This is a genomic window from Pseudomonas kitaguniensis (genome assembly GCF_009296165.1).
GTDB classification, from domain to species: domain Bacteria; phylum Pseudomonadota; class Gammaproteobacteria; order Pseudomonadales; family Pseudomonadaceae; genus Aquipseudomonas; species Aquipseudomonas kitaguniensis.
In genome coordinates this window covers 48,680-73,189 of the sequence record NZ_VUAZ01000105.1, presented here as the reverse complement: position 1 = coordinate 73,189, position 24,510 = coordinate 48,680, and the positions used below count along the sequence as shown (strand labels likewise).

Here is a 24,510-nt window from a genome sequence, read left to right as displayed (position 1 = left end):
TTGCCCTGGAGGAACCCATCATGAGCCGCATGGCTATCCGGTTACGCACCGCCAGTTTCGCGATGCTGCTGGGCCTCGGCGCCAGCAATGCTTTCGCCCAGACGCCTGCTGAATTCATCGAGCAGGCTTCGGCCAAAGGTATGGCCGATATCGAAACCAGTCGCATGGCCCACGCCAAAACCTCGTCCCAAGAGATCAAGGATTACACCATTGAGGTGATCAACGAGCGCACCTTGGCCAACCAACACTTGGCAGCCATCGCCAAGAAGCTCGACCTGCCGGTAGCGCCGCGCGAGAAGATCGTCGACAAGGCCGAAACGCTGATGCCCGAACTCAAGGACGGCGACTCGTTTGACGCCGCCTACACCGCGCAACAGGTCAAGGAAAACGAAGACGCTATCGCCCTGTTCAAAAAGGAAGGCGCGGCGTCGAATGTACCGGAAATAAAGGCGCTGGTGGATGAGACACTGCCCAAGCTCGAAGAGCGCCTGCAAAAAGCCCGCGCCCTGGCGTCGACCTACGGTAAAAGTCATCAAGGCGACGGTTGAACCCGTGACTTGAAATGAAAAAAACGCGCTGGATCATGTCCAGCCGCCGTTTTTTATGCCTGGTTCAAATTGGTTTTATTCGGTGCCGCATCGTCGAAGGCTTCACCGCAACTGCTGTTGAGGTTGATGCTGCCGGTGGCGCCGATACTGCGATAATCGTTGCGCAGTTTTTCGAGCTCTTTGCGGTCCAGGCCGTCGAGGCTCAGCACAGCGCTCTGCGCATCCTTGGAGACGCGCAGCAGCTCATCGATCTTGATATGCAGGATGTCGTTGTCGCGGTTTTGCGTGTTCTGGATCAGGAACACCATCAAGAAGGTAATGATGGTGGTCGAGGTGTTGATGATCAGTTGCCAGGTGTCGTTGTAGTGGAAATAGGGGCCGCTCAAGCTCCACAGAAAGATCAGCGCGACGGCGGCATAGAACGTCCGAGCGCTGCCTGCCCAGCGGGACAGGGATTGCGAGACTGCGGAGAATTTCATGACCGTTTTCCTTAATGGGGTGGGTGATGAACGTATGGACCGCAGCACTCTTCTGAAATTTCTTTTTACAATTAACCGGGTGGCAAAGTTGTACGTTTTTGTCGCCGAGCCGCTAGAACGCCAGTTCCGCCTGGCCTGTGCCTTCCAGTGCAAGCAAATACTGCTTGGCCGCCAGCCCACCGGCGAAGCCCGTCAGCGCGCCTGAAGCACCAATCACGCGGTGGCAGGGCGCAACAATCGAGATTGGGTTGCGCCCATTGGCGGCGCCCACCGCGCGCACGGCGCTCGGGTTACCTATCTGCCGGGCGATCTGGCTGTAGCTGCGGGTTTCGCCAAACGGTATCGTCAGTAGCGCCTGCCAGACTTGCTGCTGAAAAAGCGTGCCGGTGAAGTCCAGTTCCAGTGCGAATTGAGTGCGCGTGCCGGCAAAATATTCGTGTAACTGGCGCTCTGTTTCCAGCAGCACCGGGCTGTCGTGGGTGTGGTGCAACTCACCCAGGCGCACGCGGTTGGCGCGCTCGTGTTCCCACAGGATCGCGTTGAGCTTGCCATCACGCGCCACCAGCGTGAGCTGGCCGACGGGCGAGGGCATTAGCATGTATTGGTAAAGCATGAGCGGGCTCCTTGGCGCAGGTGTGGTGTGAATCTAGAGCACCTTGCCCGGCAGAGAACTACATTTCTTGCGGTTGAATTCGATTCGATCACCGGCCCTGTTGCAGTACCTTAAGCGCCGCCGACGCCAGAAACCCCGAACGGCTTTTTTCTTCAGGGTGATTCAGCACGTATTCATCGATGCGGTTCAGCAGATAACCCGGCAGGGTAATGTTCAGCTTCTGCGCTTTACCCAGGTACCGTGTGACATCGATGTCTACCACTGCCCACGTGCAGCCGGCGTACTGCGGGTTGGCCGCATGCAAGGTAAGCTTTTGCGCGGCGGGAATCGGCGAGCCCTCTTCGGCGAGGATTTCGAAGTGCCCTTCGATGGCTTCGCGCGCCATGGCCATGGCGTCGTCCAGGTCATCGCCGGCCGAGTAGCAGCCAGGAATATCCGGAACCTCCACGCCCCAGGCGTGCGCTTCGTCACCGGTTGAAATTGCGATCGGGTAAAGCATGTCTGTTGCCCTCCGGGGCGGTTAACTAAACAAGGCCTGTTTCAAAATGCTCTTGGCGGTCTTGTCCAGCAGGTCTTTCCTGGGATGAGGAATCGTGACTAACCCAGGTTTCGTCGGGTGTTTAAAGTGGTGATGACTGCCCCGGGTGCGCACCAGATACCAGCCGTCCGCCACAATGTGACCTATCAAATATCGGCTATCCACAGCACCTCCTTGTGGTGTGTGTTGGTGGCGACTATAACCACTAAAAATAAATTATCAACACGCTACCTACCGACGGTTGATGACCGGCGCTTCGGTTGGCGTTGAATGCAGTGTATGAGCCCCTGGAAACGGCGCCGGAGAGAGGTGTTGCGAGGTCTTTCGCAGGCGTTACCGAGTGTGTAAAACCTGCGCGAGAAAGGCGAAAAACGCCTGATTAAAGAGAAGAAGCCAGCGTAAATGGAATACGCAACGCGCCAATCGGGCCTTCTCGTACACCGCACATTTCGTCGTGTACGCAGTGCTGCACCAGCACGCATGGAAACGGCGGAACCCGCTGCAACAGGTCGCGCAGGTGCGTGGTGGAGCCGATGCGCAGCGGCTTGCCGTCATGGTCGAGCAGCGTCATCTCGGCGTGATCAAGCCGGATACGCGCGATATAAAAGCCACCTTCCAGCGACAGCAACTCCAGTTCACGTACCTCGCCTTTGACGGCCAGTTCGGTCAGCATTTGTATATTCATGATTCACGCTCGCTTCGGATCGTTTATTGGCGGCGAAAGAACAAGGTGACCTGGCCCCATTCGACGCCGAATTTGGACATGCTGGAACGGTTGATCAGCGTGTCCTCGTCCATCAGGTACATCCAGTCGTCAAAGCTGACTTCGTACACCGAGCATCCACTGGAAGGTTGAGGCGGTAGCGCCAGCGCAGCGCGTTGCCCGCCACTTCGCCGATAGCCTCGCCGACCACATCCCCGGCTCGCCCACGCCAGCGCCCCGGACCGTCCGGCGTAAGCGTCCACACCCGCTGCTGGCGCGTGCCGTCGCTGTAGAGGAAGCGTTCGTCGAGAATTAAAGCGTTGCCCTCACGCCGGCTGGCGATAGTCACCTCAAAGCGCTTGGCCACTTCGCCCGAACGCTTCTGGAATATGCCCCACGCCTTCACCGGCTTGCTAAAAAAGCGCACCAGATCCAGTTGCGGTTGCTGGTCTGCGTAGCGGTCGACCCCTACGTTGCCGCAACTGCTTACACTCAATACCAACAACAATGAAACCAGTAGACGCGTCATTATCCGGCTCCGTGATCATGCGTGGCGCAGCGCCAACGCTCGGTATTGATACTTGTACAAAATAATTGATTTGTACAGGTTTTAGCGTCGCTGATCTGTTATCTCAAATCGCGGGCATAAAAAAACCGGCTTTCAAATGCCGGTTTTTTAGGCTTGCTTCGTCACAACCAGGCTGACGCGAGCAAAATCTGAGTGGAGCGGGTAGAGGGAATCGAACCCTCAACTAAAGCTTGGGAAGCTTTCGTTTTGCCACTAAACTATACCCGCTCAGAGCGGCTGACTTTGTACCAGATGTTTGCCGCAATTTGAAGTTTTTCTTCGAAAAATGTGTGGGTTGCGCGCACTCGCCGAACGGCCCGGTTTCATATCGCCCACGCATGCTGCGTGTGATCATGGTGATAGCGCAACTGGCCCACTTGCCGTTGCGGTTTTAAAAAGCCTACCACCGCCTCCCGGCTATCCCGACACGCCGCCTTGTGCTCCATGTCCAGAAAATGCCCGGTCGCCTGAACGGTGCTGAAGCTGCTGTCAGGCACATGCTGGGCGAACAGCCTGGCATCCTCGGCGCTGGTGTATTCGTCCCATTCGCCATTCAAAAACAGCACCGGAATATCGATCTGCTTGCACGCCTTGAGGTAGCACAGGCGATCACTGTTGAGTACGTGGCTGATGTGGAAGTGCATCTGCCCGTACTCGTGCTCGGCGAGGCTGCTGACGTGTCTGTGGTTGAAGCGTTTGAACAGCGACGGCAGGTGTTTGCCGAGGGTGCTGTTGACGAGGTGGCCGACGCGGTCGCGGTCGAGGTTGCCGAGGTAGTCGACGCCGCGCTCGAGGTAATCGCGCATCGGGGCGTTGATCACCGGCGAGAACGAGCTGATCACGGCCTTTTCTACGCGGCGGGGCCGTTGGGCGAGGGCGATCAGGGCGGCGGCGCCGCCCCATGAAAACGACAGCACGTGTTCGGCGGCGAAGTGGTCGATGAGTTCCAGGAGGATCTGGCCTTCAACTTCCTTGGTCAGCATTTGCTCATGGCGGTTATGGATTTTGGAGCGACCGGCGTAGGGCTGGTCGTACAAAACCACATTGAATTGCGGGTACAGGCTTTTTACGGTTTGGGCGAAGGACGCCGTGGTCGCCATGGAGCCGTTGACCAGGATGATGGTCTTTTCAGTAGCGTCCGCGCGATAGAACTCCGTGTAAACCCGATACTGACCCTGTATATCCAACACAGCGATTTCTGGCCTCATGTCGTAAGACTCCTGGCAAGCGGGTAGGGCGCACAGATCACTCTGCACAAGCTTTGTGACAGGTAGGCATACGCCTGAAAAGTCAGCGCCCAGGTCGGTCCAATGACGGCTGGCCGACGGCTGTTGTTGTAGCGGGCTGTTTGCCTGGGAGGCCCGTGAATCAAGCGCGGGCGGGGCAGGGTGTTTCTTGGAGGTTAGGGTGACTCGTCAGCCATAAGCTGGCGGGTACCCAGGATTCAAGCAGCAGGTTGGCCCACCCGCAAGGCGCTGAAGTGGTTTTTTGCCATCACCGGCTGAACGGTCGCCGCAGCGGTCAGATTTCGTCGTCGCCAAGTGCGCGGTACTCGCCCGGCGCCAGTGCTGCATCCAGCAGCCATTTGCCCATTCGCTCTCGATGCAGGGCGATTACTTTATTATTGAAATGCCCAAACATACGCTTCACCTGGTGATAGCGCCCTTCGATGATGCTCAAGCGCGCCGTTCTTGGGCCGAGCAGTTCCAGCTCGGCGGGTTGGGTGGTGAGGTCTTCAAACGCAAAATACACACCCGCCGCAAACGTCACCGCGTACTCAGGCCCGATGTCTTGCTCGGTTTGAACCCGATAGACCTTGGGCAGTTTGGTTTGCGGTTGGGTCAGGCGTCGTGACCATTGGCCGTCGTTGGTGATCAGCATCAGCCCCGTAGTGTTGAAGTCCAGGCGACCGGCAATATGCAGTTCGCCTTTGTCCGGCACATCCAGCAGGTCGAGCACTGTGCGGTGGTGCGGGTCCGAGGTGGCACTGACGCAGCCTTGGGGTTTATTCAGCATGAAATAGCGCGCCGGTTTGCCCGCCTGCAATACCTCATTGTCGACGCACACGCGGCTGAATTCGCGCACTTCATGGTGTGGGTCGGTGACAGCGATGCCATCGACCGTCACCCGCCGTTCAACCAACAGCAAGCGCACTTGCTGACGATTGAAACGCGGCAGGTTGCTGAGGAAACGGTCAACGCGCATTACGCAGGCTCAGCCCCACGCAACTGCACATCCACCTGAGCGCAACGCGGGCACAGGCAGGCGGTGTTGCGCAGTGCATCGGGCAGAGCTTGGAGCACCGCAGGGTCAATAGTGACGCTGTAGCACCAGCAAGCTTGGTCAGCGGTGCGCGGGTCGGCCAAGGTGCAGTCGTTACGGGCACCGCAAGCCGGGCAAAGAGTGGGTGTGGTCATCGTTCAGTTCAGGCAGGCGTCGGGCAAGGCCGCAGTTGCCTGCACGATACAGCGCCGCGCCGCTATTGCAAGCTGCGCCGGTAGCGGCGCCAGCCGTCGTAAGGCCGACGCCTGTTCGCCAAGCTGGCGCGCAGGCGTCGGTAATGGAGGGTTAGAGCTGGAACTTGCTGACCAACGTATTGAACGAGGTGGCCAGGCGCGACAGGTCTTGGCTGGAGGCGTTGGTCTGGTGGGCGCCGGCGGCGGTCTGGGTCGACAGGTCCTGGATGTTAAGCAGGTTGCGGTCCACTTCGCGCGCCACTTGGGCTTGCTCTTCGGAGGCGGAGGCGATCACCAGGTTGCGCTCGTTGATTTTCGACACGCTGGCAGTGATTCGCTGCAGCGCTTCGCCGGCGTTTTCCGCCAGGCTTTGGGTGTTGTTCGCCCACGTCAGGCTCTTGTTCATCGCGGCCACCGCTTCGTCGGCGCCAACCTGTACCTCGCCAATCATTTTTTCAATGTCGACCGTGGAGGTTTGGGTGCGATGCGCCAACGCGCGCACCTCATCGGCCACCACCGCAAACCCTCGGCCTTGCTCGCCGGCACGCGCGGCTTCGATGGCAGCATTGAGCGCCAGCAGGTTAGTCTGGTCGGCGATGCCACGGATCACGTCAATCACCTTGCCGATCTCGCGCACCTGGTTGGCGAGGTCCACGACCGATTGCGTCGAGTCGTTGATCTCGACCACCATCGAACCCATGCCCGACACGGCCTGCTCCACTTGCTTGCGCCCATCCTCGGCTTCGGTGGTGGCCTGGCGGGACGCTTCCGACGTCGACACAGCATTGCTCGCCACTTCGTCTACCGCCGCCGTCATCTGGTTCACGGCCGTGGCTGCTTGTTGAATTTCGTCATTCTGGCGCGTCAGGCCACGCGTGCTTTCATCGGTGACGGCGCTCAGTTCTTCGGCTGCCGACGCGAGCTGGTCGGACGCATTGGCGATTTCCAGCAACGTACTTTTCAAGCCGCCCTGCATGTCGGACAGCGCCATCAACAGCAGCCCGGCTTCGTCGTTGCGCTCGGTGAGGATGGGCTGGGTGAGATCACCTTTGGCAATGCGTTGCGCGCTCTCTACGGCTTGTGCGATAGGGCGGGTGATCAGGCGGGTGATCAGCAAACCAACCGTGATTGCGATGATGAACGCCAGCACAATGCCGCTGATCATCCAGGTCAACGCGCTGCCGCGCAGCTCGTCGGCGGATTCGGCGCCTTCTTTGATCTGGCGGTTATTGGAGTCGATCATCACGCGGATCAACTCGCGCGCCTGCCTGAAGAGGTCATTGTTGGAGGAATTGAGTTGCGCGCGGGCCTGTTCAGTCTTGCCGGTATCCATCAGCCCGATAATTTGCTCGGAGTTGCTGACGTAGGTGGGCCAGAGCAGATCCAGCTTGTCGCCGGCAGCCCGCTCATCATCTTCAAGCGGCGTGGCGCGGTAAGTGTCATAGGCCGCTTTGGCGCGGTTGAGTTGGTCGGCGATGTCCTGGCGGACGCGGTCGCGGTCTTGCGCGGCGACGTCGCCATGGCTGGCGTCAAGCAAGCGGTACAGGCCGCGGTTGTGAGCGACAAAACCATTCAGGGTGGCCGCCGTATTACTGACCGATACGAGGTTGTTGGAGAAGGTTAAATCCAGAGCATTGGCGAGCCGAACGACCCCTTTGATACCCAGCAAACCCACCCCCAGGGTGACGAAAGCGCACAGTACAAACGAAAGCAACAGCTTGGTTGAGATTTTCATGGGTCGAATCCAGCGGTAGTAATAAAAGGGACTTCGCGCTGGCGCTCCGTGTCCAAAGGCGATGTCACAGTGACATCACTGCAAATGCAGAAGTTTCAGCCCAAATAAAATGATTGAATCGATACACTCGTGTGATAGGCGGGTTCTCTAGCCACTGCGTGAAAAACCGAGCGATCGAGTGTCGACTTAGATGTTTCAAACCATTACCAAAACGCACCAGATTCGGTTTTTGATGTCAGATATTTCGTCATTCGGTGAAAGCTGAATGCCGCTTTCCAGCGTCGCTGGATGAGCTCTTCCGCGGTCCAGGAGGCCGCCATGTATCGACGACTGCTTCTTAGCGCTGTACTCGGTCTGACCCTTTCTGCGTGTGTGCCCTATTACGATGGCGGTGCCACTTACTATCGCTCCGAGGCCTACACCGCCCCTGCGCCGGCCTATTACTACGGCGGCCCCACTTACCAATATGGGCGCAGCTACTACGCGCCACCGCCGCGTTACTATCCGGCGCCGCGTTACTACCAGCCAGCGCCCCGTTATTACCAGGCGGCACCGCGTTATTACCCGAGGCCCGGTTACCGGCCGTATCCAAATCAGGCTTGGGGTGATCGCGGCGGCAATGGCGGGCACAGCCGTGGACCCGATCATGGCGGTGGTCGCGGCGGCCATCGTTGACAGCGGTTGACTTAAAGCGGCGCGCCAAGCGCCGCTTTTTTTTGCGTGCCGTTTATCGATACTGTCAGTTCTAACAGGTATCTAATGTGATTTAGATGTATTTAACTGCGTGAGCGCCGCTGTAGGTGTCCTGGAAACCAGCGGGTTTAAAGGAGCAAGCGCCCAATGATCAAGCGACTAGCGTGTTTGTTTTCTCTGTTGATGGCAGGGATTGCACAGGTACAGGCGGAGCAGGGGTGCCCCTATCCCTCTTCGGTCAAGTTTACGGATGGCTATTTCCAGGCCCTTGAGGGAAAGGCGCTGTGGCAAAGCTCAAAAGTGGAGTCTGATGATTTTGCCGATCGATTCATCGGCGCGCTGTTTACCCCGGGCAAAGGCCAGGAGCGCGAGAACGGCCACCTGGACAAGTGCATGTACCGCATGGGCAGCGGTCAAGTGGTGGCGTTGCGATATGAACTGCCAGGCACACTCAACACGGTGTCACTGACCGCGACCCAGCATTGGCAACTCGCCAGAGATCCATTGGAGCAGTACGTTTACATCTGCCAGGACAGCCAGCCGGACAACTGTGCATTCAAGGTCGGCATGCTCAATTGATTGCTGTCAGTAGTCCGACAAATCTGCCAGAGGGTTCCTGCCTTCCCAAGCCTTGTGAAAGTGCGCTTGCACCACAGCGTCCGGCACCGTGTTTATATCCGGCCAATGCCAATGCGGCTGTTGATCCTTGTCGATCAAGCGCGCCCGAACCCCTTCGCTGAATTCCGGATGACGGCAGCAATTGAGGCTCACGGTGTATTCCATCTGGAACACTTGGGCCAACGATAGATGTCGCGCCCGCTGGATTTGCTCCCACACCAGATGCGCGGTCAGCGGGCAACCTTCGCCGAGCGTCTTGCCGGCGCGGCTGAACAGCGGGTCGGCGTGGTCGCGTAGCAAGCTCAACGCACGCCAGGCACAACGCACATCGCCCACGTCCAGCCACTCGTCGATCTGCGCGCGGCGTGGCAGCCATTGCGCTTCGGGTTGCTGGCTGACGGCTTCCTGCGCGAGCGCCTTGAGCAGGCTGTTGAGCTGCATCGCGGTTTGTTCCTGCCAGTTCAGTTGCAGCAGGCCATCGATCAGTTCGTCTTGCTGGTCATCGCGCAAAAATCGGTCGGCCAGGCCCAGGTCCAAGGCATCGCGACCATTGATATGCGCACCGGTGAGGCCAAAGAACAGGCCGAGCTTGCCCGGCAGGCGCGACAGGAACCCACTGGCCCCGACATCCGGGTACAAGCCGATGCTGATCTCGGGCATCGCCAAACGGCTGCTGGGTGTCACGATTCGCACCGCCGCACTTTGTAACAAGCCCATGCCACCGCCCAGCACGTAACCGTGGCCCCAGCACATCAGCGGCTTGGGGTAGGTGTGCAGGCGATAGTCGAGGCGGTATTCCGCCGCAAAAAATTGCGCGGCCAGAGGCGGTACAACGCCCGGCTCTTCACGGCAGGCCTGCGCCAGGCTACGCACTTCGCCGCCGGCGCAAAAAGCTTTTGGCCCATTGCCGCGCAGCAGTACGCAGGCGATATTCGGGTCTTTGGCCCAGGCATCCAGGCGTTCGTCCAAGGCCTGAATCATCGGTAATGAGAGGGCATTCAGGGAATTTTCAGCATCCAGGCTGGCAATGCCGAGGTGGGCACCGTTGCTGCAGGCCAGTTCTTCGAAGTGCAGGTTCATCGCGACCTCAATCCAGAAAGTGAAGGTTCAGTATGATCGCTTCAAAGGAAAGTGCCGGTTGTGTGTCAGATCAATTGACAAGCGGGGTGGGCTTTCCTAGGGTTCGCCCATTCTTTTTTAGACGATGATTCGATCATGACCGAAGGCGACCGTATCAAACTCGAACCGAGCTGGAAACACGCGCTGCGTGATGAGTTCGAGCAGCCCTACATGGCCCAGTTGCGCGAGTTTTTGCGCCAGGAACACGCGGCCGGCAAAGAGATTTACCCGCCTGGCCCGTTGATTTTCAATGCGCTTAATTCAACGCCTTTGGACAAGGTCAAGGTGGTGATCCTCGGGCAAGACCCTTACCACGGGCCTGGTCAGGCGCATGGGTTGTGCTTTTCGGTGCAGCCTGGCGTGCCTGCGCCGCCGTCCTTGGTCAATATTTACAAAGAGCTTAAGCGCGATTTGAACATCGACATTCCAAACCATGGTTGCCTGCAGAGTTGGGCGGACCAGGGTGTGTTGATGCTCAATACCACCATGACGGTTGAGCGAGCCAACGCGAACGCGCACGCGGGCAAGGGCTGGCAGTTTTTTACTGACCGGATTATTGAGGTGGTCAGCGAGCATCAGCCGCACTTGGTGTTCTTGTTGTGGGGGGCTCATGCACAGGGCAAGCAAAAGCTGGTGGACGCGACCAAGCACTTGGTGTTGACGTCGGTGCATCCGTCGCCGTTGTCGGCCTATCGAGGGTTTTTGGGGTGCGGGCACTTTAGCCGTACCAACAAATTTCTTGAGCAGAATGGCGAGACGCCGATTGAGTGGCGGTTACCGCCCCTTTGAGGCTTAAGGTAATGGGATGTGGGAGCCAGCTCCCACCTTTTAATGACACCAGGCTTCAAACTTTTTCAGGCTGACGGTTCCAGTGCCGGAACAGGGGCTCCGCCAGAAACAGCACAAACAACAAACGCATGACCTGCATCGCCGTGACCAAGGGCACCGACAGTTGCAACGTCTCGGCCGTCAGGCTCATTTCAGCAATGCCGCCTGGCATCATGCCCAGGGTGAGTGCGCGCAAATCCAACTGCGTCAGCGCGCTCAAGCCAACGGCCGCCAACGTCGCCAGCACCATGGTCAGGGCTGTGCCGAGCAGCGTACGCAGCATAAACGACGGCGCGCGACGAAAGAACTGACGGTTGAAATGGCAGCCCAGGCCGCTGCCGATCAGCCATTGGCCGATCTGGCTGCCGCCGTTCGGCAGGCCTATGTGCAAGTCCCAGACAACGCTGGCGGTAGCGCTTACCAACAGCGGCCCGAACAGCCAAGGGTTGGGCTGACGCAAACGCTGCCAGCCCCACGCCACCAGCGCGCCAATCGGAAACAACACCGCCAGCCACGCCCAACTTACCGGCGCCGGTGAAACTGCGGTGCGCCGCCTTCCAGCAAATACTTGAAGATCGCCGGCACACACAGCACTACCACCAGCACGCGCAAGCTCTGGCCCGCCGCGACACGGCTGAGCACCGCGCCATTACGCGCGCCCAGGTTAACCATCTCACCGGAACCGCCCGGCATGCTCGAAAAAAACGCGGTGGCGCGGTCTTCGCCACTGCGGCGCATCAACCACACGCCAACGACGCTCGACAGGCTGGTGACCAATGCACCGAAAAAAATCAGGCCGAAGTGGCTCATCACCTGCTCGATCACCACCGGCGTGAAGTGCAGGCCTATGCCAATGCCCACCACCCATTGACCGCATTTGCGCCCGCCGGGAATTTCCGCCAATTGCCACGGCGTGAGGCAGCGCACCAGGATAATCGCCAGCAACGAGCCGACCATGTACGGCAAAGGCCAGCCGACCAGGCTGGCCAGGTAACCGCCGGCCAGGCCGACCAGCGGTGTTCCCCACCAGTGTTTAAAGGTGACCTCAGACATCGGCCGCTGCACGCCGCGCCAGCGCACGTTTGCGGTAGATGCGCACCAACGGGAAGGCCAGCATCAGCGCAGTCAGCACCCATACACCAAAGGTGATCGGGCTCGACCAGAGGATGTCCAGCGCACCGTTGGAGATCGACAGCGCGCGGCGCAGGTTCTGCTCCATCAGGCCACCGAGGATAAAGCCCAGCAGCACCGGCGACAGCGGGAAGTCCAGCTTGCGCAAGATGTAGCCGAAGATGCCGATACCGACCATCAGGAACAGGTCGAACGTGGTGGCGTGCACCGCGTACACACCAATCGCGGTGATGATGGCGATTACCGGCACCAGCGCCCAGTTCGGCACGGCGAGGATGCGGGTGAAGATGCGGATCATCGGAATGTTGAGGATCACCAGCATGATGTTGGCGATGAACAACGACGCGATCAGGCCCCAGACGATGTCCGGTTGCTGTTGGAACAGCAGCGGGCCGGGCGTGATGTTGTACAGCGACAGCGCGCCGATCATCACGGCGTGGTGCCTGAACCGGGTACGCCAAGGGTCAGCATCGGCACCAGCGCGCCGCAGGCCGAAGCGCCAATCGCGGTTTCTGGCGCCGCCAGGCCGCGCATGTCGCCCTGGCCGAATTTACCGCTGGCACCGGCAATACGTTTTTCGGTCATGTAGGCAACGGCCGAGGCGAGTGTCGCACCGGCACCGGGCAATACGCCCATGATGAAGCCCAAGAGGCCGCAACGGATATTAACCACGAAAACAGAGGACGCCTCCTTGAGGTTGAACATCATCCGCCCTGTGGCTTTTACCGCTTCCTGGCCACGGTGGGTTTTTTCCAGCAGCAACAGAATTTCGCTGATCGAGAACAAGCCCAACACCAGGACCACAAACTGGATGCCATCGGTGAGGTGGATATTGTCGCCGGTAAAGCGGTACACGCCGCTGTTGGCGTCAATGCCCACGGCCGAAAGGAACAGGCCGATCAGCGCCGCCACAAACGTCTTCAGCGGCTTGTCACCGGCCATGCCGCCGAGGCAGACGATCGCGAACACCATCAGTACGAAATATTCCGCCGGGCCGAAGGCAATCGCCCACTTTGCCAGCAGCGGCGCAAACAGCACCATGCCGCAGGTGGCGATAAACGCGCCGATGAACGAACTCCACGCCGACAAGGACAGCGCCACACCGGCCAGGCCTTTGCGGGCCATCGGGTAGCCGTCGAGGGTGGTCATCACGGTGGAGGCTTCGCCCGGAATGTTCAACAGGATCGAACTGATACGGCCGCCGTACTCGCAGCCCAGGTACACGGCTGCCAACAGGATTAATGCCGACTCCGGCGGGAGGCCCAAGGCAAATGCGATGGGGATCAACAGCGCCACGCCGTTGATCGGGCCGAGCCCCGGCAGCAGGCCAACCACCGTGCCGATCAAGGTGCCACACAGGGCGGTAATCAGGTTGTAAGGCGTCAGCGCAACGCCGAAGCCCTGGCCCAAATAGCTGAACGTATCCATATCAGTTCTCCAGAACTTCAAGCAGGCCGAGGGGCAGCGGTACATCCATGGCTTTATCGAAGAGCAAATAAAGACCCACGGCCATCAGGCTGACTATCACCACGCTGGGCAACCAGCGGCCACCATACAGGCGTGCCATCGGGATGCCGATCAGCATGCTGCTGAGGATGAAACCCAGCGGTTCGAAGGTGCCGGCAAACACCAGCAACAGCGCCACGCAAGCGCCGATCTTAACCAGCGTGTCGCGGTCCAGCGCCGGTTCTTCTTCGGTATGTTTGGTCGGCTGCGGGCGAAACAGCATGTAGACAAGGCCCAGGCTCATCAGCCCGAGCATCAACAGTGGGTAAGCCCGAGGCCCGACCGGCTCGTAGGAAAACGCCGCTTGATACGGCCAGGCCATCAGCGCGAGAACCGCGCAGACCAGCAGCATCACGGCGGCAAAAATGCGTTGTAAGAGCATGTTGAACTCCTGGGCCGCGCGCCTCATCAGGCAGGACGCGGCCGAGTGAAAGACCGGTGGTTACTGGATCAGGCCGAACTCTTTGGCCAGCACTTTGTAGTCAGCCACCTGTTTTTTCACGTAGGTGTCCAGCTCCGGGCCGGTCATGGCGAACGGGAACAACTCGCGCTGGTCACGCAGCGTGTCGAACTCTTCGGAGGCCAGCAGCTTGTCGAACGCGTCTTTCCACCAGGCGTAGTCGGCGTCGCTGACTTTTGGCCCGAGGTAGAAGCCGCGTACCACTGGCCATACGATGTCGTAGCCTTGCTCTTTGGCCGTAGGAATGTTCTTCATTTCCGGCTCGTCCAGGCGCTCTTCGGCGAACACGGCGAGCAGGCGCATGTCACCGCTGAGAATGTGCGGCATGGAGTCGGAGATGTCGGTGCTGCCGACCTGGATATGGCCACCGAGCAGGGCCGTGGCGATTTCACCGCCGCCTTCAAGGGCCACGTAACGCAGCTCGCGCGGGTTGATCCCGGCGGCCTTGGCAATCAGCGCGGTTTGCATCCAGTCCTGGCTGCCGACGGTGCCGCCGGAACCAATCACGACGCTGCCTGGATCGGCCTTCAAGGCCTTAACCAGATCATCGAGGGTCTTGTAGGGTGAATCGCTTTTTACCGCGATGGCACCGTAGCTGGTGCCGACCGCTGCCAACCAACGCACGGCGCTTTCATCGAAGCGGCCAAATTTGCCTTGGGCCAGGTTCAACAACGAACCGCTGGACCATGCCACCAGCGTGCCGCCGTCTGCGGGGCGCTGTGCCACCACCGCGTTATACGCCACCGCGCCCACGCCGCCTGGCATGTAAGTGACGCGCATCGGCTTGCTCAGCAATTTCTGGTTGACCAGCGCGCTTTGCGCCAGTTTGCAGGTCAGGTCAAAACCACCGCCAGGGGAGGCCGGGGCGATGCATTCCGGGCGCTTGGGTTCATCGGCGGCGAGCAGTTGGCCGGCGAACAGCAGGCAACCTGCGGCGAGGGAAAGTTTACGCAGTGAAAAGCTCATTTTTTTTCTCCGTCTTTATTGTTATTAGTTGTTACTAGTTGCTACTAAAGGCATGACCTCTAAGGCACGACTTACCAGAGCGCTACGCTGTAGCTCACCAGCACCCGCACTTCATCCGCATCACGCGCTGAATAGTTGGAGCGGTACGTAGCGTTACGCAGGCGCACGGCAACATCCTTGAGCGCGCCGCTTTGCACCACGTACTTGACCTCGCTGTTGCGCTCCCACTCCTCGCCGGTGTCGCCGTTTTTGAGCTTGATGGTGTCACCCGAAAGGTAACGGCTCATGAAACTCAGGCCGGGAATGCCCAGCTTGGTGAAGTCATAATCGTAACGGGCCTGCCAGGAGCGCTCTTCGGCGCCAGCAAAGTCGTTGATTTGCACGAAGTTAACAAGGTAAGGATCGCTCCCATCCACGTAGGGAAAAGCGCTTTCACCGAACATGCGCTGGTAGCCGGCGCTGAGCTTATGACCGTTAAGGGCATAGCTGAACAGGCTGCTGAACGAAGTGTTGTCGATTTTGCCGCCACGCGCGCCGCCGGTGTCATCGCTGATCGCCAGGCGCAGGTCGCTGGCGAAGGCGCCGGGACCCATCGGGCGTGCGGCCACCAGGCCGAGGAAGTGCTGGCGGTAAACATCGTCGAGCTGGGCAAAATGGTAGCTGCCGGTGATCTTGTCGGCGAACTTGTAATCTGCGCCGCCAAAGTTGAAGTGCTTGCCGCTGGCACCGCTGACAAAACGGCTGTTGCGGTTGTTCAGAGTGATGTCTTGGTAATGCGTGGCGTCGCGGTCCTTGGCTTTATCCAGGCGGCCGCCGGTGAACACCAGATTCTTGAGTTCCCTGGAAGTCAGCAGGCCACCGTTGAAGGTCTGCGGCAGGATACGTCCGTCGTTGGGCTTGAGGGTCGGCAGTTCGGGGATCAGCGCGCCGACCTTAAGCTCGGTGGCTGCGACCTTCACCTTGCCGGTCAGGCCCAGCTTGCTGTACTCATTGGCGGCGCGGCCATCATCGTGGGTCGGCAACAGGCCGGTGCCGGTGCGATCGGGGCTGGAGTCGAGCCTGACCCCGAGCATGCCCAGCGCGTCCACGCCAAAACCGACAGTGCCGTCGGTGTAGCCCGATTGCAGGTTGAGCATGAAGCCCTGCGCCCATTCATCACGCTTGGATTGCTGGGCGCTGGTGCCGTCGCGAAAGTCGCGGTTGAAGTACATGTTGCGGGTTTCCAGGCTGGCGCTACTGTCTTCGAAGAAGTCAGCCTGGCTGAGCGGCGAAAAGCCGGCGAGGGCGGCGGCACTGGCAAAGGCGGTGTGGGAGAGGCAAGAAAAGCGAGCAGGCACGAGTGCCTGGGGCTGTGTCGACAGCATGGTTGTGTACTCCGTTATTGTTCTTATTTTTTGGCTAAAACGCTTCGAGGCGTTTTTTCAGCGCTACGGACCAGGTAACTCGGCAGGTACGCATGCAGGCACGACCCACCGTGGCTGGATGCTAAAGGGCGAAGCTTTCACTAACCTTTCAGTTGCCTTTCAATGTTTTCGGGCTTCACAGGGTAGGCGGCGCCTGTAAACTGCCCCGCAAAGCGTGGCGTTGACCATGCCCGAACGAGGTAAAAATCCATGCGTGTACTCTTGGTTGAAGACCATTTGCAGCTCGCCGAAAGTGTCGCCCAAGCGCTCAAGAGCACGGGTTTGACTGTCGACGTGCTGCACGACGGGGTCGCCGCGGACCTGGCCTTGACCAGCGAGGAATACGCGGTGGTAGTGCTTGATGTGGGGCTGCCGCGCATGGACGGTTTTGAGGTGCTGGCACGTCTGCGAGCGCGTGGGAAAAATCTGCCTGTGTTGATGCTGACCGCGCGCAGCGACGTGAAGGACCGCGTACACGGCCTCAACCTCGGCGCCGACGACTACCTTGCCAAGCCGTTTGAACTCACGGAACTGGAAGCGCGGGTCAAGGCACTGTTGCGGCGCAGCGTGTTGGGCGGTGAGCGTCAGCAGGCGTGCGGCGTGCTGGTCTATGACCTGGATACGCGGCGTTTCACTGCGGGCGGCGAACTGTTGACATTGACCTCACGTGAGCAAGCGGTGCTTGAAGCGCTGATCGCTCGCCCCGGCCGCGTGATGAGCAAAGAGCAACTGGCTTCCCAAGTGTTCGGCCTGGATGAAGAAGCCAGCCCCGATGCGATCGAAATTTATGTGCACCGGCTGCGTAAAAAACTCGACGGCCAACCCATCGCCATCGTGACCTTCCGCGGCCTCGGCTACCTGTTGGAAGCCCGCGATGCATAAGCCCAGCAGCCTGCGCTGGCGGCTGCTGTGGAATTTGGCGCTGTTGCTGGTGGTGTTGATGCTTGCCAGCGGCATGAGTGCGTACTGGAACGGTCGCGAGGCGGCCGACACCGCCTATGACCGCACGCTTTTGGCTTCGGCGCGCACCATCGCCGCCGGGTTGACGCAGGTGGACGGCACCTTGAGTGCCAATGTGCCTTATGTGGCGCTGGACACCTTTGCTTACGACAGCGCCGGGCGTATTTATTATCAGGTCAATGACATTGACAAGAAGCTGATCTCCGGTTACGAAAACCTTCCAGGCCCGCCGCCCGGCACGCCGCGCACCGACGATTACCCCGCGTTGGCGCGGTTTTACAATGCCACCTATCAAGGCCAAGCGGTGCGTGTGGTCAGCCTGCTCAAGGCGGTCTCCGAGCCGAACATGAATGGCATGGCGGAAATTCGCGTGGCCGAAACCGACGAGGCGCGCGAGAGCATGGCCCGTAGCCTGCTGGCCGACACGTTGCTGCGCCTCGGGATGTTGGCGATCGGCGCGTTGCTGTTGGTGTGGTTTGCCGTGAGTGCGGCGCTGCGCCCGCTGGAGCGCCTGCGCACGGCAGTGGAAGAGCGCCAGCCCGACGACCTGCGGCCGTTGCCGCTGGTCGAGGTGCAGCTTGAGTTTGGCCCGCTGGTGCGTTCGCTCAACCACTTTACCGAGCGCCTGCGCGGCCAGTTCGAGCGCCAGGCGCAGTTTATCGCCGACGCCGCCCACGAACTGCGCACCCCGCTGGCAGCGCTCAAGGCGCGGCTGGAACTGGGCCTGCGCAGCGACGCGCCGGCCACCTGGCACAGCACCTTGGAAACCGCTGCACAAGGCACCGACCGCCTGACTCACCTGGCGAATCAATTGCTGTCGCTGGCGCGTATCGAAAACGGCGCGCGGGCGATTGCTGAAGGCGGTGCGCAACTGCTTGACCTCAGCCAGTTGGCACGCGAGTTGGGGATGGCCATGGCGCCGTTGGCCCACGCGCGCGGCGTTGCCTTGGCGTTGGAGGCGGACGAGCCTGTGTGGTTGCGCGGTGAGCCCATCTTGTTGAACGAGCTGCTGAGCAATTTGGTCGATAACGCCTTGGCCCACACGCCACCGGGCGGCAATGTCATCTTGCGGGTCTCGGCGCCCGCGATTCTGGAAGTAGAAGATGATGGCCCGGGCATCCCGCTGGACGAGCGGGACCGGGTATTCGAGCGGTTTTACCGGCGCAACCAGCAGAGCATGGGCTCGGGCTTGGGGCTGGCGATTGTCGGGGAAATCTGCCGCGCGCATTTGGCGCAAATCAGCCTGCACGATGGTGAGCTGGCCGGCTTGAAAGTGCGCGTGAGTTTTATCGCAGGCTGATCAGTAAAACATCGACCGTGCTTCATCCAGCTCGGCACGCAGGGTCTCGCTGTAGGGGTCGATGCGCAGTTTTTTCATCGCAGGCAAGGTGGAGACGTGCACACTCGCCAACGGATGGTCGGTGCCTGCGTGGCAATACAGCACGGCAATTTGTACCAGGTCGATGTAGTCGAGGCGGGCCGAGTCGCGCTCCAGGTCCAGGTATTGCCCAGGCAGTTTTGCCAGCATCTCCGGGAAATCCCAGCCGCCCAACAGCTTGTCGCCCAGCAACGGGTGAATACTGTCGATCACGTGGTTGAGGCTGACCGGGTCGGCCAGCAGTTCGTAATGGTCTTCGGCGTAGGTGAGGATCGGCAATACGCCAATTTGATGCACCAAACCGCCGAGCGCAGCCTGGTCTGGCTTGAGCTGGCTGTAGTTGCGGCACAAGGTATAGCTCACGCCTGCCACTTCCAGGCTGCGGCGCCACACATCATGCATTTTTTGTTCAACGACTTCAGAGCGGGCGTGGAAAATCTGCTCCATCACCAGGCCTATCGCCAGGTTGCTGCTGTAATTGGTGCCCAGCCGAGTGATGGCGGTGTGCAGGTCGGTGACTTCCTGAGTGGCACGCAGCAGCGGGCTGTTGACCACTTTTATAAGGCGTGCGGACAGCGCGGTATCGCGACCGATCACTTTGCTCAAGTGGCTGATGCTGATCTCCGGGTCTTCAGCGGCCTGACGAATTTTCAGCGCCACTTCCGGCAATGTCGGCAGAACCAGGTCATCGTTGTCGATGGCCGTCACCAAAGCCTGTTGGACTTTTTCCGCCAGCGTGCTCATTGATGCTCTCTAGGGTATTGCAAAAAGGGGGCGACGGTTAACGCTGGATCTCTCGATCGCGGTCCAGTGAGTAAGGCAGGTCAAGCAACTGCACACCAGGACCTTCCAGGGAGCCTACGTAGACCTCGCCACTGTCGGCAGCTTCGGCTTGCAACACGGCCAGAAGTTCAATCGATTGGTCAGCTTTCGCTGCGATGACGACTTCACCGATCGAACTGTTATGGCTGGGCGAAAACAGTGCGGTGCCTGGCTGCGGCAATTCGGCCGCATTCACACTCAGCCGATACAGGCGACGTTTGAGCTTGCCCAGATACTGCATGCGCGCGACGATTTCCTGGCCGGTGTAACAGCCTTTTTTGAAACTCACGCCGCCGACGGCCTGCAGGTTAAGCATCTGCGGGATAAACAGTTCGCGGGTTTGAGGCATGACCTGGCCGATGCCGGCGCGGATTTGGCCGAGCAGCCAATCATTCAAGTCAGCGTGTTGCAACTGTGTGGCCAATGAGTTGCGTACGGCTTCGGCTTGCTCGATGGGCACCCAGAGTTCCGCCCGGCCTGGGGAAACGCGAAGCGCGATGAAGGTTTCGGTGCGCACTACGCTGTCCGTCTCGGCGGGCAGGTCAAGGCCGAGGCAGGCCATGGCGTGATCTGCCTGTGAGAGGCCGAAACGTGCCCAGGCCGCGCTTTCGTCGGTGAGCCTGGACTTGGAGAATACGGCGTATTTTTTCAAGTCCGCCAACTGCGGTTCGAGCAGCTCGGTGGCCATGGCCAGCAGTACGCCGTCACCTTGCAGCAGGATACGAAAGCTCGACTGCATGCGTCCTTTTTGCGTGCAGCGCGCGCCAAGGCTGGCCTGCGTATCGCTCAGGTAATTGAGGTTGCAGGTCAGCTGCCCTTGCAGGAACTTGGCGGCATCAGCACCGCGAACAGCCAGAACGCCTTCGTGGGACAGGGCGCAGAAAAAAGCAGAGTCAGCCATGGGTCATCGCAGGTCGAAAAGTCATGGGTGCATCATAGAGGGGCGCCCGCCAAATGGATAGTTTCCGTATCAGGCTACTAAAGCCGACTGTTGCGCAGCGGTCGTGCCTGTATACTTGCGCACTATTTGAGGAGCGCTCCATGGTCGAAGACGTAGAAATCAATCGCCTCTACTGGCACAGCCGTCGCGGCATGCTGGAGTTGGATGTGTTGTTGGTGCCTTTCACCAAGGAGGTTTACGCGACGCTTGATAAGGTGGATCGCGACCTCTACGTCAGGCTGCTGACGTGTGAAGATCAGGACATGTTTGGCTGGTTCATGGAGCGCGCTGAATCTGAAGATCCTGAGCTGCAGCGCATGGTTCGGATAATTCTGGACCGTGTTCAGCCCAAATAACCGCTTTGAATGCCGCTGGCGCGCCTCACGGCTATTGCTGGCGGCGTATCTTGTTGCCCAGTTGTTCGCGCTGGGCGCCTTGCTCGTTGTCGATCTGCAGTATTCAAGCGTTGGCGCAGTGCTGTGCCTGATTCATGCTGCCTGGGTTTTACCGCGGCATGTGCTGCTCACTCACCGTTCGTCGATTCGTGGCCTGCGCCGTGACGAAGACGGCTGGCAGTTGTGGAGCACCGCGCGAGGTTGGCACAGCGTGCAACTGCGCCCCGACAGCCTGGCCCTGCCGCTGATTGTGGTGCTGCGCTACCGGGTGCAAGGCGAGTGGCGCGTGCGTTCGATCTGTGTGCCAATGGATGCGCAGGCCGCCGATGTGCACCGGCGCCTGCGCGTACGTCTTAAGTTCAGCCGCCGTAGGTGGCTGGCACCAGAATAGTGTTGCGTGCCTCGGGCAGCATCTGCGGGTAGTCGAGGGTGTAATGCAGGCCACGGCTTTCTTTGCGCTCCATGGCTGAGCGGATCATCAACTCTGCAACTTGCGCCAGATTGCGCAACTCGATCAGGTCGCGGCTGACTTTGTAGTTACTGTAAAACTCGTCGATCTCGTCCAGCAGCAAGCGCACGCGGTGTTGCGCACGTTGCAAGCGCTTATTGGTGCGCACAATCCCCACGTAGTCCCACATGAAGCGGCGCAACTCGTCCCAGTTGTGGGCGATGATCACGTCTTCGTCCGAGTCGGTGACCTGGCTGGCGTCCCAGCGGGGCAGGGCAGCCGGCACGGCGATGCGTGGCAGTTGTTCGAGAATGTCGGCGGCCGCTGAGCGGGCGTAGACGAAACATTCGAGCAGCGAGTTGCTGGCCATGCGGTTGGCGCCGTGCAGGCCGGTGAAGCTGGTTTCGCCAATCGCATACAGGCCGGGTACGTCGGTGCGACCGTGTTGGTCGACCATCACACCGCCGCAGGTGTAGTGCGCGGCTGGCACCACCGGGATTGGGCCTTGGGTGATGTCGATGTTAAACGCCAGGCAGCGCTCGTAAACGGTGGGGAAGTGGGTCTTGATGAAGGCTTCGGACTTGTGGCTGATGTCCAGGTAAACGCAGTCGATGCCCAAGCGCTTCATCTCGTGATCGATAGCGCGGGCCACGATGTCGCGCGGCGCCAGTTCTGCGCGCGGGTCGAAGCGCTGCATGAAGCGTTCGCCATTGGGCAGTTTCAAGTGCGCGCCTTCGCCGCGAAGGGCTTCGGTGATCAGAAAGCTTTTGGCCTGCGGGTGATACAGGCAGGTGGGGTGGAACTGGTTGAATTCCAGATTGGCCACCCGGCAGCCCGAGCGCCACGCCATGGCGATGCCGTCGCCGCAGGCGCCGTCGGGGTTGCTGGTATACAGGTAAACCTTGGCCGCGCCGCCTGAGGCGAGAATGGTGAAGCGCGCGCCGTAGGTGTCGACTTCGCCGCTGGCGCGGTTGAGCACGTAGGCGCCAAGGCAGCGATCGCCTTCCAGCCCGAGGCGTTTTTCGGTGATCAGGTCGACGGCCACCCGTTGCTCCAGCAGCTCGATGTTGGGGCGTTGGCGGGCTTGGTCGAGCAACGTCTTGAAGATCGCGGCGCCGGTTGCATCGGCAGCATGGATGATGCGGCGATGGCTATGGCCGCCTTCACGGGTCAGGTGGAACTCGAATCCGCCGTCGTCGCTGCCTGCGTGTTCGTCACGCGTGAACGGCACGCCCTGATCAATCAGCCACTGGATAGCCTCGCGGCTATGCTCGACGGTAAAACGCACGGCGTTTTCGTCGCACAGCCCGCCGCCTGCGTTGAGCGTGTCTTCAACGTGCGATTGCACGGTATCGGTGTCGTCCAGCACGGCGGCAACACCGCCCTGAGCCCAAAATGTCGAGCCGTTGGCCAGGTCGCCTTTGCTCAGGACGGCAATGCGCAGGTGGCCGGGAAGGGTCAGTGCCAGGCTCAGGCCGGCCGCGCCACTACCGATAACCAGAACATCGTGTTGAAACTGTTGGCTCATTTCAGGGATTCCGCAAATAGCGATCCAAGGGCTGGCGCGTACACGACGCCCGGATCGGCGAATCAAAGGGGCACACGGGCCACTAGTATATAGAGGGGGGGAGCGGCACAATAGCAAGGCATTCGTGGCAATGTGAGATTACGAAGCACAGCTAGGGTAAAATCGAACGGTTATTGAATCGGGAACTTTTTGCATAAGCCCCGACTCAATAGCAGGTTGCCCGGAAGCTGGGAAAGCGTTGATTTTATTGGCCCGTCGGGAGCATTGGACGCGTCATAAAACCGGCGACAAGATTATTCGCGCAGTCGGCATTGCCCGTACTGCGTTTTTCGTGTGTGCCAAATCAGTGCGCGCCGGAAACTTGCTTGGAGGGGGAGAACTTTTGCGAAAAGTCCGAGTCTATGTTTGCAAGCCTGATCGTTTAGTTATGCAAGCCTCCTCCCAGTACAACGAGGAGTGTTCATGCTAACCCAGGAAGAGGATCAGCAGCTCGTCGAGCGCGTTCAACGCGGCGACAAGCGGGCATTTGATCTGCTAGTGCTGAAATACCAGCACAAAATTCTCGGGTTGATCGTGCGGTTTGTGCACGACACCCATGAAGCGCAGGACGTTGCACAGGAAGCCTTTATCAAGGCGTACCGTGCACTGGGCAATTTTCGCGGTGATAGTGCGTTTTATACGTGGCTTTACCGCATCGCCATTAACACGGCGAAGAACTATCTGGTGTCTCGCGGTCGTCGCCCACCCGATAGTGATGTTAGTTCAGAAGATGCTGAATTTTATGATGGGGACCACGGCCTCAAAGATCTCGAGTCGCCGGAGCGTGCATTGCTGCGCGACGAGATCGAAGGAACCGTTCATCGCACAATTCAGCAACTGCCAGAAGATTTGCGTACGGCGTTAACTTTACGCGAATTCGATGGTCTGAGTTATGAAGACATTGCGAGCGTCATGCAATGTCCGGTGGGGACTGTAAGGTCACGGATTTTCCGGGCCCGGGAAGCCATCGATAAAGCCTTGCAACCGTTGTTGCAGGAAAACTAAAGACAGCGGCGACAGCCAAGAGAGGAACCGCCATGAGTCGTGATGCCCTGCAGGAATCGCTGTCCGCAGTGATGGATAACGAAGCGGATGAACTGGAACTTCGTCGAGTGCTCAATGCATTTGATGATGCCGATACCCGTGATACCTGGTCTCGTTACCAAGTCGCTCGGGCGGTGATGCACAAGGATCTTCTAATCCCTCGTCTGGATATTGCTGCGGCCGTTTCTGCCGCGCTGGCTGATGAAGCCGTTCCGGCAAAAGCTGCTCGTGGTCCTTGGCGTAGCCTGGGTCGCTTGGCAGTGGCTGCTTCGGTAACTGTTGCTGTGCTGGCCGGTGTTCGTCTGTACAACCAGGACGAAATCGCGGGTGCCGAATTGGCCCAACAGACTCAGCAGCCGGTCATGGCCGGTCCGCAAGTCAAAGGCCCAGCGGTACTGGCCGGCTACAAGGAAAGCTCGGACACCACCGGCCCTATGGCCACTGGTGTACTGCAAGGGCAATCCGGCTGGCAAGATCAGCGTCTTCCAGGCTATCTGCGTCAACATGCGCAGGAATCAGCCTTGAAAGGCACTGAAAGCGCGCTGCCATACGCTCGTGCTGCAAGCCTGGAAAACCGCTAGACCGCTAAGGA

Annotated in this window: 26 protein-coding genes, 1 tRNA gene and 3 pseudogenes; 10 read left to right on the top strand and 20 right to left on the bottom strand. The window is 59.6% G+C overall.

Annotated features, from left to right (window positions below):
- The first annotated feature begins 20 nt into the window (after positions 1-20).
- The gene (locus F0169_RS17870; RefSeq protein WP_099240104.1) at positions 21-548 is read left to right on the top strand and encodes a DUF4142 domain-containing protein; all 528 of its coding nucleotides are present in this window, start codon (positions 21-23) and stop codon (positions 546-548) included.
- Between the two features lie 53 nt (positions 549-601).
- On the opposite strand, the gene F0169_RS17865 is transcribed toward F0169_RS17870, so the two are convergent.
- The 11 genes and pseudogenes from F0169_RS17865 to F0169_RS17815 form a co-directional block, all read right to left on the bottom strand.
- Positions 602-1,027 carry a low affinity iron permease family protein gene (locus F0169_RS17865; protein ID WP_152747213.1) on the bottom strand — a complete coding sequence of 142 codons (426 nt, stop codon included), beginning with the start codon at positions 1,025-1,027 and terminating at the stop codon, positions 602-604.
- Positions 1,028-1,139: 112 nt separating this feature from the next.
- Complete coding sequence (locus tag F0169_RS17860; protein WP_152747212.1) at positions 1,140-1,640, bottom strand: methylated-DNA--[protein]-cysteine S-methyltransferase; 501 nt, start codon at positions 1,638-1,640, stop codon at positions 1,140-1,142.
- 88 nt (positions 1,641-1,728) lie between these two features.
- Complete coding sequence (locus F0169_RS17855) at positions 1,729-2,139, bottom strand: type II toxin-antitoxin system HicB family antitoxin (protein ID WP_122249458.1); 411 nt, start codon at positions 2,137-2,139, stop codon at positions 1,729-1,731.
- A gap of 21 nt (positions 2,140-2,160) precedes the next feature.
- Positions 2,161-2,343 carry a type II toxin-antitoxin system HicA family toxin gene (locus F0169_RS17850; RefSeq protein WP_172979472.1) on the bottom strand — a complete coding sequence of 61 codons (183 nt, stop codon included), beginning with the start codon at positions 2,341-2,343 and terminating at the stop codon, positions 2,161-2,163.
- A 214-nt stretch (positions 2,344-2,557) separates the two neighbouring features.
- Positions 2,558-2,863: a DUF6482 family protein gene (locus F0169_RS17845; protein ID WP_152747211.1), complete on the bottom strand. Its 306-nt coding sequence runs from the start codon at positions 2,861-2,863 to the stop codon at positions 2,558-2,560.
- A gap of 23 nt (positions 2,864-2,886) precedes the next feature.
- Positions 2,887-3,410 (bottom strand): annotated as a pseudogene (locus tag F0169_RS17840) (DUF3833 domain-containing protein).
- Positions 3,411-3,603: 193 nt separating this feature from the next.
- A tRNA-Gly gene (locus F0169_RS17835) sits at positions 3,604-3,677 on the bottom strand.
- A 95-nt stretch (positions 3,678-3,772) separates the two neighbouring features.
- Positions 3,773-4,657 carry an alpha/beta fold hydrolase gene (locus F0169_RS17830; protein ID WP_152747210.1) on the bottom strand — a complete coding sequence of 295 codons (885 nt, stop codon included), beginning with the start codon at positions 4,655-4,657 and terminating at the stop codon, positions 3,773-3,775.
- Between the two features lie 313 nt (positions 4,658-4,970).
- The gene (locus tag F0169_RS17825) at positions 4,971-5,654 is read right to left on the bottom strand and encodes a 16S rRNA pseudouridine(516) synthase (protein ID WP_152747209.1); all 684 of its coding nucleotides are present in this window, start codon (positions 5,652-5,654) and stop codon (positions 4,971-4,973) included.
- A complete protein-coding gene (locus F0169_RS17820; RefSeq protein WP_058413307.1) occupies positions 5,654-5,866 on the bottom strand; it encodes a cysteine-rich CWC family protein in 213 nt (70 codons plus the stop codon). Before F0169_RS17820 ends, F0169_RS17825 begins: the two co-directional genes overlap by 1 nt.
- 151 nt (positions 5,867-6,017) lie before the next feature.
- Positions 6,018-7,640, bottom strand: coding sequence for a methyl-accepting chemotaxis protein (locus F0169_RS17815; protein WP_152747208.1), 1,623 nt, complete (start codon positions 7,638-7,640; stop codon positions 6,018-6,020).
- Between the two features lie 318 nt (positions 7,641-7,958).
- Between F0169_RS17815 and F0169_RS17810 the strand changes: the two genes are divergently transcribed.
- Both F0169_RS17810 and F0169_RS17805 read left to right on the top strand, forming a co-directional pair.
- Positions 7,959-8,315, top strand: coding sequence for a hypothetical protein (locus F0169_RS17810; protein ID WP_152747207.1), 357 nt, complete (start codon positions 7,959-7,961; stop codon positions 8,313-8,315).
- Positions 8,316-8,480: 165 nt separating this feature from the next.
- On the top strand, positions 8,481-8,912 hold the full coding sequence (locus F0169_RS17805) for a DUF3757 domain-containing protein (RefSeq protein WP_152747206.1): 432 nt from the start codon (positions 8,481-8,483) through the stop codon (positions 8,910-8,912).
- Between the two features lie 6 nt (positions 8,913-8,918).
- On the opposite strand, the gene F0169_RS17800 is transcribed toward F0169_RS17805, so the two are convergent.
- On the bottom strand, positions 8,919-10,031 hold the full coding sequence (locus F0169_RS17800) for an enoyl-CoA hydratase/isomerase family protein (protein WP_152747205.1): 1,113 nt from the start codon (positions 10,029-10,031) through the stop codon (positions 8,919-8,921).
- Positions 10,032-10,166: 135 nt separating this feature from the next.
- On the opposite strand from F0169_RS17800, the gene ung reads away from it, so the two are divergent.
- Entirely contained in the window at positions 10,167-10,859 is a 693-nt protein-coding gene (ung, locus tag F0169_RS17795) for a uracil-DNA glycosylase (protein WP_058413302.1), read from the top strand.
- Between the two features lie 55 nt (positions 10,860-10,914).
- Here ung and F0169_RS17790 read toward each other — a convergent pair.
- The 5 genes and pseudogenes from F0169_RS17790 to F0169_RS17770 form a co-directional block, all read right to left on the bottom strand.
- Positions 10,915-11,951 (bottom strand): annotated as a pseudogene (locus F0169_RS17790) (AbrB family transcriptional regulator).
- A pseudogene (locus F0169_RS17785) lies at positions 11,944-13,457 on the bottom strand (tripartite tricarboxylate transporter permease). Before F0169_RS17785 ends, F0169_RS17790 begins: the two co-directional pseudogenes overlap by 8 nt.
- Position 13,458: 1 nt before the next feature.
- On the bottom strand, positions 13,459-13,917 hold the full coding sequence (locus F0169_RS17780; protein ID WP_058413300.1) for a tripartite tricarboxylate transporter TctB family protein: 459 nt from the start codon (positions 13,915-13,917) through the stop codon (positions 13,459-13,461).
- Between the two features lie 60 nt (positions 13,918-13,977).
- Positions 13,978-14,961, bottom strand: a complete 984-nt coding sequence (locus F0169_RS17775) for a Bug family tripartite tricarboxylate transporter substrate binding protein (protein ID WP_058413299.1) — start codon at positions 14,959-14,961, stop codon at positions 13,978-13,980.
- Positions 14,962-15,032: 71 nt separating this feature from the next.
- On the bottom strand, positions 15,033-16,325 hold the full coding sequence (locus F0169_RS17770; RefSeq protein WP_152747204.1) for an OprD family porin: 1,293 nt from the start codon (positions 16,323-16,325) through the stop codon (positions 15,033-15,035).
- Between the two features lie 249 nt (positions 16,326-16,574).
- Here F0169_RS17770 and F0169_RS17765 point away from each other — a divergent pair, with 249 nt between their 5' ends.
- Positions 16,575-17,246, top strand: a complete 672-nt coding sequence (locus F0169_RS17765) for a response regulator (RefSeq protein WP_058413297.1) — start codon at positions 16,575-16,577, stop codon at positions 17,244-17,246.
- Positions 17,239-18,624 carry a sensor histidine kinase gene (locus F0169_RS17760; RefSeq protein ID WP_058413296.1) on the top strand — a complete coding sequence of 462 codons (1,386 nt, stop codon included), beginning with the start codon at positions 17,239-17,241 and terminating at the stop codon, positions 18,622-18,624. Before F0169_RS17765 ends, F0169_RS17760 begins: the two co-directional genes overlap by 8 nt.
- Here the strand turns inward: F0169_RS17760 and F0169_RS17755 are convergent, their stop codons facing one another.
- Both F0169_RS17755 and ygfZ read right to left on the bottom strand, forming a co-directional pair.
- Positions 18,625-19,446: an HDOD domain-containing protein gene (locus F0169_RS17755; RefSeq protein WP_058413295.1), complete on the bottom strand. Its 822-nt coding sequence runs from the start codon at positions 19,444-19,446 to the stop codon at positions 18,625-18,627.
- Between the two features lie 37 nt (positions 19,447-19,483).
- Positions 19,484-20,425, bottom strand: coding sequence for a CAF17-like 4Fe-4S cluster assembly/insertion protein YgfZ (gene ygfZ / locus F0169_RS17750; protein ID WP_152747203.1), 942 nt, complete (start codon positions 20,423-20,425; stop codon positions 19,484-19,486).
- 140 nt (positions 20,426-20,565) lie between these two features.
- Here ygfZ and F0169_RS17745 point away from each other — a divergent pair, with 140 nt between their 5' ends.
- Positions 20,566-20,820: an FAD assembly factor SdhE gene (locus F0169_RS17745; RefSeq protein WP_058413293.1), complete on the top strand. Its 255-nt coding sequence runs from the start codon at positions 20,566-20,568 to the stop codon at positions 20,818-20,820.
- Positions 20,804-21,250 (top strand): protein YgfX, encoded by a 447-nt coding sequence (locus F0169_RS17740; RefSeq protein ID WP_172979471.1) that lies wholly within the window; start codon positions 20,804-20,806, stop codon positions 21,248-21,250. Before F0169_RS17745 ends, F0169_RS17740 begins: the two co-directional genes overlap by 17 nt.
- Here the strand turns inward: F0169_RS17740 and nadB are convergent.
- Positions 21,219-22,835: an L-aspartate oxidase gene (gene nadB, locus F0169_RS17735; protein WP_152747202.1), complete on the bottom strand. Its 1,617-nt coding sequence runs from the start codon at positions 22,833-22,835 to the stop codon at positions 21,219-21,221. The two genes, F0169_RS17740 and nadB, sit on opposite strands and share 32 nt — an antisense overlap.
- 462 nt (positions 22,836-23,297) lie before the next feature.
- On the opposite strand from nadB, the gene rpoE reads away from it, so the two are divergent.
- Entirely contained in the window at positions 23,298-23,879 is a 582-nt protein-coding gene (rpoE, locus tag F0169_RS17730; RefSeq protein ID WP_003172477.1) for an RNA polymerase sigma factor RpoE/AlgU, read from the top strand.
- Positions 23,880-23,911: 32 nt separating this feature from the next.
- A complete protein-coding gene (locus F0169_RS17725; RefSeq protein ID WP_058413290.1) occupies positions 23,912-24,499 on the top strand; it encodes a sigma-E factor negative regulatory protein in 588 nt (195 codons plus the stop codon).
- The last annotated feature ends 11 nt before the right edge of the window (positions 24,500-24,510 follow it).